Annotated in this window: 14 protein-coding genes; 1 reads left to right on the forward strand and 13 read right to left on the reverse strand. The window is 48.5% G+C overall.

Annotated features, from left to right (window positions below; translation table 11 throughout):
- Positions 1-172: 172 nt before the first annotated feature.
- The 8 genes from AC3ITG_RS25900 to AC3ITG_RS25935 form a co-directional block, all read right to left on the reverse strand.
- A complete protein-coding gene (locus AC3ITG_RS25900; RefSeq protein WP_489251765.1) occupies positions 173-1036 on the reverse strand; it encodes an STM4011 family radical SAM protein in 864 nt (287 codons plus the stop codon).
- Positions 1033-2430 (reverse strand): STM4012 family radical SAM protein, encoded by a 1398-nt coding sequence (locus AC3ITG_RS25905; protein WP_489251766.1) that lies wholly within the window; start codon positions 2428-2430, stop codon positions 1033-1035. The genes AC3ITG_RS25900 and AC3ITG_RS25905 overlap by 4 nt, the downstream gene beginning before the upstream one ends.
- A 53-nt stretch (positions 2431-2483) precedes the next feature.
- Positions 2484-3269: an STM4013/SEN3800 family hydrolase gene (locus AC3ITG_RS25910; RefSeq protein WP_489251767.1), complete on the reverse strand. Its 786-nt coding sequence runs from the start codon at positions 3267-3269 to the stop codon at positions 2484-2486.
- Complete coding sequence (locus AC3ITG_RS25915; RefSeq protein ID WP_489251768.1) at positions 3262-4608, reverse strand: STM4014 family protein; 1347 nt, start codon at positions 4606-4608, stop codon at positions 3262-3264. Before AC3ITG_RS25915 ends, AC3ITG_RS25910 begins: the two co-directional genes overlap by 8 nt.
- 12 nt (positions 4609-4620) lie before the next feature.
- Complete coding sequence (locus AC3ITG_RS25920; RefSeq protein ID WP_489251769.1) at positions 4621-5463, reverse strand: STM4015 family protein; 843 nt, start codon at positions 5461-5463, stop codon at positions 4621-4623.
- 368 nt (positions 5464-5831) lie between these two features.
- Positions 5832-6455, reverse strand: a complete 624-nt coding sequence (locus AC3ITG_RS25925; protein WP_489251770.1) for an XTP/dITP diphosphatase — start codon at positions 6453-6455, stop codon at positions 5832-5834.
- A gap of 1 nt (position 6456) precedes the next feature.
- Positions 6457-7215: a ribonuclease PH gene (rph, locus tag AC3ITG_RS25930; protein WP_053783129.1), complete on the reverse strand. Its 759-nt coding sequence runs from the start codon at positions 7213-7215 to the stop codon at positions 6457-6459.
- 177 nt (positions 7216-7392) lie between these two features.
- Positions 7393-8448 carry a GerMN domain-containing protein gene (locus AC3ITG_RS25935; RefSeq protein ID WP_413373204.1) on the reverse strand — a complete coding sequence of 352 codons (1056 nt, stop codon included), beginning with the start codon at positions 8446-8448 and terminating at the stop codon, positions 7393-7395.
- A 214-nt stretch (positions 8449-8662) separates the two neighbouring features.
- On the opposite strand from AC3ITG_RS25935, the gene AC3ITG_RS25940 reads away from it, so the two are divergent.
- Positions 8663-9229, forward strand: a complete 567-nt coding sequence (locus AC3ITG_RS25940; protein WP_489251771.1) for a phosphatidylglycerophosphatase A family protein — start codon at positions 8663-8665, stop codon at positions 9227-9229.
- A 127-nt stretch (positions 9230-9356) separates the two neighbouring features.
- Here AC3ITG_RS25940 and AC3ITG_RS25945 read toward each other — a convergent pair whose 3' ends face one another.
- From AC3ITG_RS25945 to AC3ITG_RS25965, 5 genes are all read right to left on the reverse strand, one after another.
- The gene (locus AC3ITG_RS25945) at positions 9357-10010 is read right to left on the reverse strand and encodes a ferric reductase-like transmembrane domain-containing protein (RefSeq protein ID WP_489251772.1); all 654 of its coding nucleotides are present in this window, start codon (positions 10008-10010) and stop codon (positions 9357-9359) included.
- 33 nt (positions 10011-10043) lie between these two features.
- Complete coding sequence (locus AC3ITG_RS25950; RefSeq protein ID WP_489251773.1) at positions 10044-11087, reverse strand: FAD:protein FMN transferase; 1044 nt, start codon at positions 11085-11087, stop codon at positions 10044-10046.
- A complete protein-coding gene (locus AC3ITG_RS25955; protein ID WP_489251774.1) occupies positions 11084-11479 on the reverse strand; it encodes a hypothetical protein in 396 nt (131 codons plus the stop codon). Before AC3ITG_RS25955 ends, AC3ITG_RS25950 begins: the two co-directional genes overlap by 4 nt.
- 167 nt (positions 11480-11646) lie before the next feature.
- A complete protein-coding gene (locus AC3ITG_RS25960; RefSeq protein WP_489251775.1) occupies positions 11647-12636 on the reverse strand; it encodes an MBL fold metallo-hydrolase in 990 nt (329 codons plus the stop codon).
- 17 nt (positions 12637-12653) lie between these two features.
- The gene (locus tag AC3ITG_RS25965) at positions 12654-13397 is read right to left on the reverse strand and encodes a class I SAM-dependent methyltransferase (protein ID WP_489251776.1); all 744 of its coding nucleotides are present in this window, start codon (positions 13395-13397) and stop codon (positions 12654-12656) included.
- Between the last annotated feature and the right edge of the window lie 288 nt (positions 13398-13685).

The raw sequence follows: 13685 nt of genomic DNA on the forward strand, positions 1-13685 counted from the left end.
TATTTTTTCATTCGTAAAAGGGTGCCGATGAACAGCATAATAGCTGTTCATCAGGCACCCCTTCGTCGTACACGACTAAATTATGGTATGGCTATACATCATCCCACTTTAAAATATCAAGTGACTGCTGCAATTCTTCCGTAGCATCTTCCTACTACTTGCTGACCTCTATCTATCGATTAATTAGAACCGGATTACGCTCAAGCAACCCATTGCCAAAAATATCTCTGAACGGTGAATCCTCCATATGAATATAACCGATATAACAGCCACACTTTTTCATGCCACACGGCCGATCTACGGCCAAAGCCTCCAAACCATCGCGGTATAGATGCCCAATAATACGACGATCCTTGTAACACCTTTTTACATGCCCTGACCCTTGCACATAAAATACCTCCGAACCAGCGGAACAGCGCTTGCCCAGACTCTCATAATCCCGCAGGTTCCCTTCAAACAGTGGATCAACGGATCGTAAAAAGTCGACCTCTTCCACGCTGTAATATTTGGGTCGATCTTTAAATGCATTGATCCACATATACACGTCATCGGGTAAAGCCTGCCTCATCGATTCAATAGCAGGGAATGCACTGCGCAATCCAACTGTCCCCACACTAAAGGCAAGTCCCATCTCACGTAAAGTCAAACATTGTTTGACGAAAGAAGACTCCTTCGTCTCACGCGGGTGATAGGTTGCCCAGAATGCCGCTTTATCCCGGTTCATTTCGCGGGCCCAGTCCAGTTTGACAGACAGATTGGTTTGGACTGCAATTTTGTCCACATGTGGCATATGCGATAGTTCAATCATCGCTTCACGATACCAACGTCTTACCAAAGCTTCTCCATACGGGTTAAAGAAAATCGAAAATTGATGACCAGCACTCTCCTGATCCCTCACCCAATTCACAAATTGACGCAGTTGTTGTTCATCCACTTCCAGCGTCTCCTTGGAATCTACCGTTTTGCTAAACGGACAGTATGGACAGTCGTAATTACAGGACGACAGCTTCCCCCGATAATACAAGGTTGCTCTCATGAGAATACAAACCCTTCCATTTGTTCACGAACCTCAGCGGAGATGAGCCAATCTCCAATGGCATCCGAGTAGCCAAATCCCTCTTCTGTCAGACGCAGCACCTGGTTACCCTTATCGTCCTGCTCAAGCTCAGCCATGCCCTCAGACAACAGTTCACTCAACAATCCGTAGTCTGACATGACTTCCGTTCCGAATCGTTGATCATAATCCGATAGCGCCAAACCTTCCCGATGCAGCAGGGCTTTCAGAATAAAGCGGCGCTTCTGCTCCTCCCGGCTGAGTACAATGCCGTAATCGGCCACATCATAACGCTCGGTTGCCACATAATCGGCGATGATGCTCTGTGTGGCCTTATAACTAACACCATACTTGGAAGCATAGTGTACTTCACTGGTATAGGAGCGTGCTCCGCAACCCAGACCAACCATGCCTTCCTCCTGACAGCTGTAGGGTAGAAGCTCTTTGCTTCCAGAAGATGATTGTTCTTTGGCAAATCTGCGCATGGAATACTGGACATAGCCTCTGCTTTTTAAAGTCTCACGCGCAGCCTTATACAGCTCCATCCGAATATCCGGTCCCTGACGCTGAATATCATCCGGTTTCACAATGGTATTCTCTCGGGTGTACAGTGGATAAATGAAAATCTCACCCGGTTCATATGAAAGGACACGTTCCAGCGAATACAGCCATGATTCCACCGTTTGTCCCGGCAGACCATAGATCAGATCCAGATTCAACAGAGGGAATTCATACCGTGTAAGCTTCTCAAGTGCGCGTTCCACTTCCTGTGGTTTCTGCGGACGGTAAATGGCTGAGGCTTCGGCTTCGATAAAACTTTGGATGCCCATACTTACGCGGTCCACGCTCCGCTCCTTCATGATGGCCAATTTGGCTTCCGTCACGGTATCCGGTGACGTTTCTACCGAGATCGAAGCTTGCGTCGGATCGAGCCCCATCACCTGTTCCGCAATATCGAACAAGCGGTTCAACTGAATTTCATTTAATAATGTGGGCGTCCCACCACCGATGGCAAACCTCGAATAGGGTCTGCGTGATGTGAGGGGTGCCCACTGCTTGGCTTGCCGTTCCAGCGCATCCACATAACGCACATGGGTGTCATCACGGCGATCCGGTAACGTGAACAGGTTGCAAAATCCGCAACGAGCGGCACAAAAAGGAATGTGCATATATAAAAAATACGTATCGGTATTCTCACGTTCCCACAATGGACCGAGCGGTAACGGCGGGTTCAATTCCCGATATGCGGTCTTGTGAGGATACGAATATAAATAAGAGCGATAGGGGGAAGCAAGCACTTCTCTGAGACCTGTAGCTGTATTGGATCCGGACTGTGCGGAATGACCTGCTGTCGTATGTTGAGATTGATCGTCCATCGGTTTCCTCCCTATATCCAGTTTGTAGTTGTTGATGATATGAATCATTTGTTCTATAAAATAAATTCACGGTAAGGCACATTCCAGACGACATCATGCGCCAACCTGTGCCCCTGATAGCCATCCTCACCATACGCCGTGCCATGATCGGAAAAAGCTAAACAAAACGTAGGCCTTGAACGCTGCCTCATTGCATCAAACAATGGCCCAAGGGCCTCGTCCACATACCGAAGCGCTGCACGCTGTGTTTCTACCGAATCCTCTCTTGCACCCTCCACAAAATAGCGATTTGGCCCATGGATGGCAGACACATTCAGGAACAAAAACAGCTTCTCATCTGGTGCGCTTTGCTCCAGCAGCTTCAAGGCATGCTGAACCTGATGCTCGGTCGATTTGGGGTTGGTTATCCCAAAATTCATCCGCCAGTAACTCTGTTGAAAATAACCCGGTAGCACTTTGGCGAGCGGATTTTTCTTGGTGAAGAAAATGACCCCTCCAATACAAATCGTACGATATCCTTCAGCCGCAAAACCGGATACGATATCTGGTGTGTCGAACAGCCAGGTATGCGGATGAGTCTTTAATCCAGTATTCCGGGAATGAAAAAGCCGTACGTGTGAGGTTTTGTCCGTATTGGCAGGTGTAGGCATGAAGCCACCAAAAAAAGCATGATGTGCCGCATATGTAAAGCTTCCAGGGGTATGACGCTGCTCCCAGGAACCCGAACCGCACAGGTTGGGGCAATTCTGTTCCTCCAGCTTGGCCACATCATACCTTAATGTGTCCAGCGTAATCATTAATAGATCATGGGAGCCTACGATGGTGTTCATATCAGTCATAGTTGTAAGGCTCCTTTCGCAAAAGTTCCATTTCCCATTCATAGGTTCCAAGTCCGTTATGCTGCACTCTGTACAACAAATCTCCGAACGGATTCACATCCAAAATATAGGCACGCGGCTCACTACCTCCACTGAGCATCACATCAATCCCGGCAGACCATGAGTTGGGGAAGGCAGCCATTGCTGCTTTCGCTGCCGTCTGAACTTCCTCCATCTGCTGTTCATCCAGCCCCGCTTCTGCGGGCAGCAACCGCTCATTGCGCAAATGCAGATTGGTGATCGGTGTCTGACTAAGCCGTACGATGGCATGACCTGCTTGTCCACCTGCCACAAGCTGGCGAATATCAAACACGCTTGAACCCAGGGATGCTTTTGCCATCCAACGTTCAATCTGGGCACCTTCAGCACACAACCAATCCATGAGTGCCGAAATCTCCGAAGTATGTGTATACCTGCGCATCCGGCCTTCATTATAAAAAATGAGATTTCCCTGAATCTGTTCCATTCCCACTGTGGTTATGGCGATTTCAGCACCCGTTCGCGGATTAATTTGATAGGCAACAACGCCTGAAGCCCCGGAGCCACACGCAAGTTTCACGAAAACGCGATTCATACCGGCTGTTGTCATCGCTGTACGCAGGTCTACATAATTGCGGATCGGCTCCGAAGATTGGAGTGTTGAGGGAACGTGAACGCCATGGGCAGATAGATGCTGCTGGCATTTCCTTTTATCAAACATGATCGCAATGTCATCGGGATCATTCATGAACCGGGCATTAGGCCAATATTCCAAGGCTTCATAGCGAACTCGTTCCAAACAGGCCTTCCAGCCACGAAACCATTGGTTGGGCGCGTAGATCCGCCCCCACTCCTGTTCAAGAGTAAGTGTCTGTTCTGCCGGAATCATTCCCTCAGAAAGGCCATCCGTTAAACGTGATATATCATTCACAGCTCCAAGGAAGAGAAGTTCACGCTCTACTTCCCACTCCTCACCAGGTGCATCAATCCGAATAAGAGGTATCCTTTTCACTCCGTTAACTGAACCATGATTCGCATATGACATCGACGCTGGTGAAGATATCCACGGCTCTCGCTGCATGTGCGTAATTCCTCGCCCTTCCAGACATTGCTGTACGGCATCCGCCATGGTTCCGCCCCGTCTCCAAGTCTTTAGCAAACGGGCATAAGGCAGCACAAGTGCAGGTTGTAAGCCAATACGCTGTCTTGCCTCCTGTAATCCAAGGGTACGGCGATTATTCGGGTTTCCAATTAACAATAACGGCTGCTCCAGATCCGAATCCTTAACTGGGCGTTGCAAATTTCCTTCCATTTCCGTCATGCCTGACATCATTTATTCCGTTAACGACGGGTAACGCCAGTCATCTTCATCACTCTGTTGTTGCTCGCTAACATCTACAGATATACCGGAACGTTTCCAGCGAATGAGCATTTCGTCCGTCATGTAATGGTAACTAAGATTGAGATGTTTAAGTTTTTTGATCTTGTCACTGGCAAGCAGCGCCTCTGCCCCTTCATCAGACAACGTGCCCTCTGACAGATCCAGGATTTCAAGTTGATCCAGAATTGGCGCCTCAGCTGCAGCCTTTGCAATCTCATCCTGAATTTCACTGTCTTTCAGACCCAGGTATACGAGCTTTGGAAATAAGCCCTGTTCCAAAAGTGGAAGTACATCTTGCAGTGAACCGTCGAATCCATAATCATCCACACCCAGATACAGCTCAAGCTTACGCAATTCAGGCAACTTAGCCCGGGCAATTGAAGCTAACACACTTTTGGGAAGACCACCGCAAATAATGATCAATTCTTCAAGTTTGGCGTGTTCGATTGGTTCCAGACTTAGTCCGCTGCTGCCCTTCACTGTGAATGACTTCAATTCAGGAAAAGCAACCAATAGTGGTGTGAGATCCGTTTGAATAATCCATGATACTTCGCATTCTTCAAAGCCCATATCTCCGATGAACAGTTTCATCAAAGACGGAAAGCTTGGAGCCAGTTCGATGAGTGTGCCCATAAATTCATCCGGCGAATTTTCATAAGCCTGTCCCCAGTCTCCAATAATCAGACTCTCCAGCGAACCAGCCTCCGGTTTGGCAGCCAGTTCCCTGATCAACGTTTCCATACGAATACCGTTCTCATAATCATCATAAGACACCGTAAGCTTCACTTCTTGCATAAGCAAATCCCCTCCGTTTGAGTTCATTGATGATTCGTTAACTTGAATGTTAACCCATACTGTACAAGACTTGCAACTCCTTCCAACCCCGGTCCTAATGCTCTGCTCAAACGTGAAATCTTCGTATTTTCTATATAGGTATAAGAACGTATGTTCCGATGTTTTCACTGAAAAAAGCGGGATTTATTTTGGGTCCCACGTACTGGCTTTATTAAAATCGGCTCCACTCAATAAAAATAAAAAAACGTTAATGGTCGGTGAAGCATTCCACAGGAATGATTCTTACCTTCCACTAACGCTTTGATATTTAATCAAGGCAATAATTCACCTTATACATTCATAATCATATGAGCCGATTCGTTTGAATCTCAGCCTTTCAGACTGGATACGAGCGCTCTCAGGGCATGGCCCCGGTGACTGATCGCCTGCTTTTGCTCCAGCGTAAGCTCGGCCATCGTCATCTCATATTCAGGCACGTAGAAGAGTGGGTCGTATCCAAAACCGCCACCACCGGCTGCCTCAGCTGTGATCCAGCCTTCCACCATGCCTTCTGATTCATACTTGTCTCCGGTTGCCGGGTCATACAACACAAGTGCACAAACGAAACTTGCTGGACTCAACAGCGGTTGCTCCGTATCCTCACCGGATTTGAGCGATTCCAGCGCCTCAAGCAGTTTGGCATTGTTCTTCGCATCGGTTGCACCCTCGCCTGCATATCTCGCAGAATACACTCCCGGGTCACCGTCCAGCAGATCCACGCACAATCCCGAATCGTCAGCCAGGACAGGCAGACCAAGAGCATCGCCCACCGCTTTGGCTTTCTTCCAGGCATTCTCTGCAAAGGTTACGCCATCCTCAACAACATCCGGCAGCTCCGGATAGTCGAACATGCTTTTGACCTCTTTGCCCAGTGGAGCGAATGCATGAGCGAATTCACGTACTTTCCCTGCATTACGGGTTGCGACAATGATAATTGGGCTATCCAGACTCATTTTAGGCTTCTCCTAATCCACGAGCACCGATCTTGAGTGCAATGGGACCGAGAACTTCTTTTTGACGCTCAATCATCTCCAGAATGCCCTGCTCACCCAGCTCCAGCATCGCGTTCAGCTCACGACGGTCAAATGGTGCTTCTTCACCTGTTCCCTGAAGCTCCACATATTTCCCGCCGCCTGTCATCACGAGGTTCATATCTACCTTGGCTTTGGAATCTTCATCATAGTTCAGATCCAGCACAGGCTGTTCTCCAACTACACCCACACTTACCGCTGCAATGAAATCCGTAATCGGAAATACTTGCAATTTATGCTGTTGGGCAATTTTGTTCACCGCGAGCGCCAGAGCTACAAACGAACCGGTAATGGACGTTGTGCGTGTACCTCCGTCGGCTTGAATGACATCACAGTCCAGCGTAATGGTACGCTCACCAAGCGCCTGCAAGTTAACGACCGAGCGCAGTGCCCGGCCAATCAGACGCTGAATTTCCATGGTGCGTCCAGTCAATTTGCCGCGGTTCGCTTCACGCTGATTACGGGTATGTGTTGCACGTGGCAGCATGGAGTATTCAGCCGTTACCCAGCCTTTACCCTGCCCTTTCATAAAGGGAGGAACACGTTCCTCCACAGTAGCTGTACAGATAACCTTGGTATCTCCTACTTCAATCAGTACAGAACCTTCGGCGTATTTATTCGTGTTAATTGTTAAATTCATCGGGCGCAGCTGGTCGCTGGTTCGTCCGTTAGATCTCATCATTTCTGCCTCCTACGACTTAAGCATCCTGTAATGTCGAGCTTGTTCACACTTTTACTAATCCCTTCTATATTACCAAAGAGTTCACTTAAAAGCATCCTGTCCCTCAAAGAGTTCTGTTAAAAGCATCCTATCCACCAAAGAGTTCTGTCAACCGTACGTTAGACCGCTCTTTGTGACTTAAATTGGAATTTCATTGATATATTCAGGCTTCGATACTGGGGCACTGTAATCCCGATTATCATCACTCATGACTGTCTTTTGCCCGTTCCATTCGATCTGGACTTTAGCTTCCTTGCCAGCTGTGTTCTCGGCCGTAGTCAATACGACGGATTGGAGCAGTTCACTTGGCACGACATCTCCCTCAGTGAACATATCGTCTTTGAGTGCAACCGTTACGGTTCCATCCTCAGACGTTTTGATCGATTGCAGCTGCGTTCCACCTGTCATGACCTCTTCCAGCTCGCCACCTTTGGCAGGCCCCTTGATCAGTTCATTCAGCGCCGCCTGCACCCGGTCTCCACCTGGTGTCACTAGACGCGTAACCGGGACATAATATTGAATGCCTGCTGGCGAAGCGGCTGAGAAATAAACTGTTACCGGGCTGCTGTTGGTCGTGAATGTATCACCCAAATCGAGATTGATGCCCACCGCCCGATTCAACGGTTCCGGCAGTGGCGTGCTGTTTACTGGCATTTGCGTTAACTTTTTGCCGTCCACCCAGATCTGTACGCTCTGCACATCCGGTGTACCGGTGAGTGTCCAGGTGACAGCCTCCAGCATTTTGCGCTCGTTCTTGGCATCATACTTGGCAAAGTTTCCGGAGAACTCCACGACTGCCAGTTTATCATCCGAATGAATCGTTACGTTCTGAACAACGGTACCCTGCGGGAGAACGCCCTGAAATCCTTCAGGCAACATCCCTGCATACGGACCACCCGTCACAAGTGTATCTAGGGCTGTTTTGGGACTGCTGACGTCCGTTCCCGACGGAAGCGTCATGGATACCGGAGCCAATAAACCTTGCTGGTCCTGCAGATACACGGTTGTAAGTGGCAGCTTGGCCAGTGATCCATTGCCTTCTGCCGCCTGAATCATGGCCGCTTCCTGAATCGGCGGCGGTGGATCAATGGCTTCGGAGGACTGTGCCCCAAACATGCCACATCCGGATAACACCACAGGAATACTCAACAGCGCAGCTGCAGAAGCTGTACGCAAATAACGGATCTTACTCATGATCACGTTCCCCCTCATCATTTTTACAGTTTGTACTACCATGTATACGAGCCTTTGCCCAAAAAATAACTACTTTTTAAACAAGCTCACCATGCATAAAGCTGAAAACAGGCTTTCCATCCCCATCGAAGGATAGCAAAGAAACCCAAAACGGTTAATAACGTATTAGGATACAAGTGTAGGGACATTGCTAACTTCAGAGGAGGAATCGCCCATGGAACATCCGGAGCAAGAAAAAATCCCTTACAGCCTGAATAGCCGTAAAGTGGCAGAGGCAACGAGGGAATGGCTGCACAAGCGGGGCGTTACGATCCCTGAGATCGCAGAACTGGTCATGATGCTGCAGAAAAAGTATTACCCAGATCTTACGATGGAAGAATGTATCGACAACGTGGAGAAAGTATTACGCAAACGTGAGGTGCAGAACGCAGTCCTGACAGGCATTCAACTGGACTTGCTGGCAGAGCAAGGCAAACTCATTTCTCCTTTGCAGGAGATGATTGAGAATGACGAAGGGTTATATGGCGTGGATGAGATTCTCGCATTCTCTATCGTCAATGTATACGGCAGTATCGGATTTACGAATTACGGCTATGTAGACAAGCTAAAACCCGGTGTGCTTGAACGTTTAAACGACAAGAGCCTCGGGCCTGTGCATACGTTTCTGGATGATATCGTGGGGGCTATCGCCTCGGCGGCCAGCAGTCGGATTGCGCATCGCAAACAATCGGAGCTTGAAGAAGCTTTGGGAGAAAAACCTGTCAGCGATGAAATCGTATAGAATGTGTGATTAGGAGTTGGAAATGAACGAACAAAGTAAATTCAACATTCAGACTTATTCTGATCATGACAAAAAGGCGGCCACCAGGCCGCTTCTTTTGTGTTGATTCACTTATTTTTGTAATACGCTATTTCAGATGCTCCTGTCTTCCCGCTCCCGCCAAACTGTACACCTCTGTCCATTTCTGTTCCGCTGCTGGCTTAGGCTGTACACGACTGGGTCCAATTGTAATTTCCGGGTCTTTGCGTTCTCGCAGCATACCTCGAAGTACCGTAATACCAAGAATGCTCAAGCCAGTAAACACATACATCAGACGCATAAGAACATTGCCTGAATCAGAGCCGGTAACCATGCCATGGAACAGTAAACCGATGAATACGGGATAAGACAACATATGGAACATAAACCACCATTTGCGGCCAAGCTTGTTACGCAGGTCACTGGATAACAGAACGATTACCAAACCATAAAAAGATAACGTTCCCAGTCCGCTTCCGATCGGATGTACTGAAGCCGTAAACGGAATGAGCAGTTCACTCCAAGTGAATGGGCTATAGTGATCAATATATAGGGTTAACGCATGCATGAGTCCAAGTCCAAAGGCGAGCCAGGTCGTTCGGGTATGCCATTTAAACATGGCCGCTTTGGGTCTGCCTTTGGCCATGGGCATCCCTTGAGCAATCCCTAGAAACACACCCGCAAAGAGCAGCAAATAAGCGGCTATCCCACTAATTCGAATGATATTCCACGTTGGCAGGTAATCTACAATCCATTGCGCCATAACCGGCTCCCCCATATCTGATAGACTTACCTTTTATATAAGACTGAACCGGTGATCCGGATCAAAACCAGGCCAGAGTTCAGCGAGCGTATCGGTATTTCCTCTAAAATAAGTGCTCCCATCCCGGGTCATCCACAGGATATCATGCCGGTCGTAGTGACGGTTTAACCAGCCTACTGCCTCGGCGCTCCCCAAAATACAGACGGTCTTGGCAATAATCTCACATTGCGATGCATGCTGGCCCAGAACGGTACACTGTAGCACATCTGTATCTGCTGGCTCCATCGTCCGGGGATCAATTAAGTGGTGTGAAGGGCTTCCGTCCGTATTATGCCACTGTCTTCGTATCACTCCTGAAGTGGCAACCGCACCTTTCCTCAATTGAATTCTCCCTATCAGATTATGCTCCTCCTGATAAGGATCGGTGACTTGCACGGACCACATCGGATGAAGTGTTGTCCCCCATGCCTGAATATCTCCACCTGCATTGATTAATCCGGCCGAAATATGAAGTGTACGTTGCAGCCAATCGGCGATACGCTCAACAGCCCAACCCTTAACAATGCCCCCAAGGTCAAGCTCAGTCCCAGGGTCCTTATGAACCATTCGGCTGCCTTCCCTTTGAATCCAACGTGGGCGGCTATAGTCATATTCGTCTCTCAGCATATCTGTTATATCCGATTGTCGGATGCCCGATTTGTGTTCAGTTCCAGATTGCTGAAGTACTCTTTGTTGCAGCTGCTCGAAGCTGACATCGTAACCAGAAGCCCGCAGAGCCTGAGAGATACCTGGCTGAAAGATCCCTTCCGTCTGACCAATATAACCGTATGCCAAACTTAACACTTCATCCATTGCTGCGGAGATGGGCATCCATCCTGTGCAACGATTCAGACGATTCAATTCACTGTCTTCCACAAATCGGCTGAAACGCTGTTCCTGCGCTTCGAACCAATTCTTCACCAAGGCTGCCGCATGCTCAGCTTCTTCCCGTCCTGCGGCTAACTGAACTTCCACGTCCGTGTTCATCGCCCGGAAGCGGAACTTAAGAAGACGGGAGACTTGCTCCGTGCGGCTCATGATGCACCCGTGCGTGACTGATAATTGCCACGGCTATATCCGGAGTCTGTATCCTGATTGCTGTTCTGATCTGTTATCCAACCGCCCGACGACCTGCCTTGATTCGAACCGATGGCATTGCTTCCATCGGTCGTTCCTTCATCCAGACTATAGCCCTCATTGGACGATGCATCGGAATTGTTATCTGTGTTGTTCGTCCATTCGTCCATGACATCATCCTGAGCATCTATCTGAGTAGAAGCTGTACTGCTTATATCGGTACCATTAGCCGCCGCATAAGCGACATCAAAGGCATCAGAAGTTCTTACATATTGAAAGAGTGCAGCTACGGTCAACGTTGCTGCCGCTGAGGCTTGCCATTTTCTCCATTGATTTCGTTTTTTCCTGGTCATCGCTCTTCCCTGCTTTCTCTGGCGAAGTTCATGAATTTATCATAGAAGTGCTGGCTTAAAAGAAGATGAATGAACGGTTAAGAGAGACTAAAGCTTTCATTTATTTGAGTCGTTACACGCAAAAAAGACTCTGAACAGGCAGTTCTCCTGGTCAAAGTCTTGTAATTCTACGTATTTTCGATAAAAAAGAACACTCCGTCGGGCTGCTGCTCCTGTACTATACGCTCCCGCCGGATCAATTCCTGCAGATGTGCCAAAGTCTCGCTCATCGCAAAACGAAGCTGATGTGTTCCCAATCGGTCACCAAACATAAACACACAGATATCATACGCATTCGTCGGTGCTTCCCGGATTCGCTCCATCATCTTCTGAAGGCGCCCTTCATGATGAGTAAGCAGATGAACCGTTCGATCGCCAAAATGGCCAAACGGATTCCGATGCCCTGGATATGCCACTTCTACATCCAAAGCCCCTAGTCGATGCAGCCCTTCCATATAAGACAATAAGGGTTGATCGTCACTTCCCGGCTGCAGGCTAATATTCGGTGATATCTGCGGCAATACGGCATCTCCACACAAGATCTCCCTGGAGTCCGGCGCATAGAAGGATAGGTGCCCTGGCGCGTGTCCACCTGTTTCTACAGCACGCCACTTTTTCCCGCCCATATCCAGCCATTCGCCATCTTCAATCGGTGTCACTACGGGAAGTGGCGTAATCTGTGAGATGAATCCCTCCATATGTTCACGGATCTGCTGCGTCTTATCTTCCGGCATTCCATGGCGACCATAATATTCAGGCAAAACTGTATTTATAGTTGCCTCCGTTCCCCACATGTAATCCGCTTCCTGGCGGGATCGTGTGGACATTCGAACAGGCACACCCGTTTGCTGCTGTATCCAGCCGGACAACCCCAGATGATCGGGGTGATGGTGGGTCAGTACAATCTGACTAATATCCTGAAAAGTTAAATTGAAATCTGCGAGTGCTTCGTGCCACTCCTGTTCCGTCTCAGCACTGCGTGGTCCCGGGTCAACAATCGTTATTGTTCCATCCGGTTCATGAAGCACATAGCTGTTCACCCAACGCAGTGGAAAAGCCATAGTAATCTTGACCCGATACATGCCTGCTGGCATGGGAATGGATTCCGTTCGCTTCATTATATTCTCCTCCAACTCTACTGCTCCGGCCGATGACCGACAAAAATCATCCGCGGCGATGTCTGCTCATCGTACTTCTCTTCATCATAACCGCCATGTACCTGATCCACCACGAGTGCTGCCTCGTGAAGCAGATCACGTAGTTGTTCGCGAGTGTACAGCTTGACGCGTTCCTGATAGATTCGTGGTTTTTGGCCCGATGCGGTATCGGTGATGTGGATTTCTTTTTGCACAAATCCATCCTGGATCTTGCGAAACTCCTCAATATTCTGTCCTTCGCTTTCACGTGTTGAATGCTGCACCAGATGGCGAGTCACATAAGCCGTGTTCATAAAATCAATAATGTAACTGCCCCCCGGCTTGAGCATCCGATGAATGGCGCGCAACACTCTTAGTTGCTCTCCATCCTCTCGGAAATACCCAAACGAGGTAAACAGATTGACGACAGCGTCAAATCCGCCTTTCAGTGGAAGCTCGCGCATATCGGCGTGATACCACTCTACACGATGTTCGGTGTCCATATTGCGTGCTTCTCGCAGAAGCACATCAGACAGGTCGATTCCGGTTACCTGGAAACCAGCATCTGCAAGGGCCAGAGAATGTCGGCCCATACCACAGCACAGGTCAAGTACCTTGGACTTGGGCTGAAGCTTTAACCAATTGATCATTTTATGTACTTCCTGATATGCACCTTGCACATCCCGATGTTTGTACACAAGAAGGTAGTCTTCTCCAAAACTCTTTTCATACCATTCCGTCATTACGTATCGCCCTCCACATGGTCACTGGCCCAACTATCCGTAATACGCTGTTATATCAGCCGGATCATATCTCTATAGCTTTTAGCCATTGTACCGTCTTTATCCTTCAAACTCAAAAATTCCCAAGGATCGTACACATTGAACGGCCGGAAACCACACGATATAATGTTAAACATAGTCAGGCCCCCGCGAATCGGTTAAGTATACATAGAAGATTGATATAGTACTACTATGGCATTTTCACTTCATGAACGCCATGAGACAACTAAAATATAACGCTGACATAAG

Source organism: Paenibacillus sp. GL_099_B, from assembly GCF_057835695.1.

Coding starts and splice junctions, on each gene's coding strand:
- AC3ITG_RS25905 (WP_489251766.1), bottom strand. CDS start 2,430: ATGGACGATCAATCTCAACATACGACAGCAGGTCATTCCGCACAGTCC.
- AC3ITG_RS25965 (WP_489251776.1), bottom strand. CDS start 13,397: ATGACGGAATGGTATGAAAAGAGTTTTGGAGAAGACTACCTTCTTGTG.
- AC3ITG_RS25935 (WP_413373204.1), bottom strand. CDS start 8,448: ATGAGTAAGATCCGTTATTTGCGTACAGCTTCTGCAGCTGCGCTGTTG.
- AC3ITG_RS25915 (WP_489251768.1), bottom strand. CDS start 4,608: ATGACGGAAATGGAAGGAAATTTGCAACGCCCAGTTAAGGATTCGGAT.
- AC3ITG_RS25900 (WP_489251765.1), bottom strand. CDS start 1,036: ATGAGAGCAACCTTGTATTATCGGGGGAAGCTGTCGTCCTGTAATTAC.
- AC3ITG_RS25925 (WP_489251770.1), bottom strand. CDS start 6,455: ATGAGTCTGGATAGCCCAATTATCATTGTCGCAACCCGTAATGCAGGG.
- AC3ITG_RS25910 (WP_489251767.1), bottom strand. CDS start 3,269: ATGACTGATATGAACACCATCGTAGGCTCCCATGATCTATTAATGATT.
- AC3ITG_RS25960 (WP_489251775.1), bottom strand. CDS start 12,636: ATGAAGCGAACGGAATCCATTCCCATGCCAGCAGGCATGTATCGGGTC.
- AC3ITG_RS25920 (WP_489251769.1), bottom strand. CDS start 5,463: ATGCAAGAAGTGAAGCTTACGGTGTCTTATGATGATTATGAGAACGGT.
- AC3ITG_RS25940 (WP_489251771.1), top strand. CDS start 8,663: ATGGAACATCCGGAGCAAGAAAAAATCCCTTACAGCCTGAATAGCCGT.
- rph (WP_053783129.1), bottom strand. CDS start 7,215: ATGATGAGATCTAACGGACGAACCAGCGACCAGCTGCGCCCGATGAAT.
- AC3ITG_RS25945 (WP_489251772.1), bottom strand. CDS start 10,010: ATGGCGCAATGGATTGTAGATTACCTGCCAACGTGGAATATCATTCGA.
- AC3ITG_RS25950 (WP_489251773.1), bottom strand. CDS start 11,087: ATGAGCCGCACGGAGCAAGTCTCCCGTCTTCTTAAGTTCCGCTTCCGG.
- AC3ITG_RS25955 (WP_489251774.1), bottom strand. CDS start 11,479: ATGACCAGGAAAAAACGAAATCAATGGAGAAAATGGCAAGCCTCAGCG.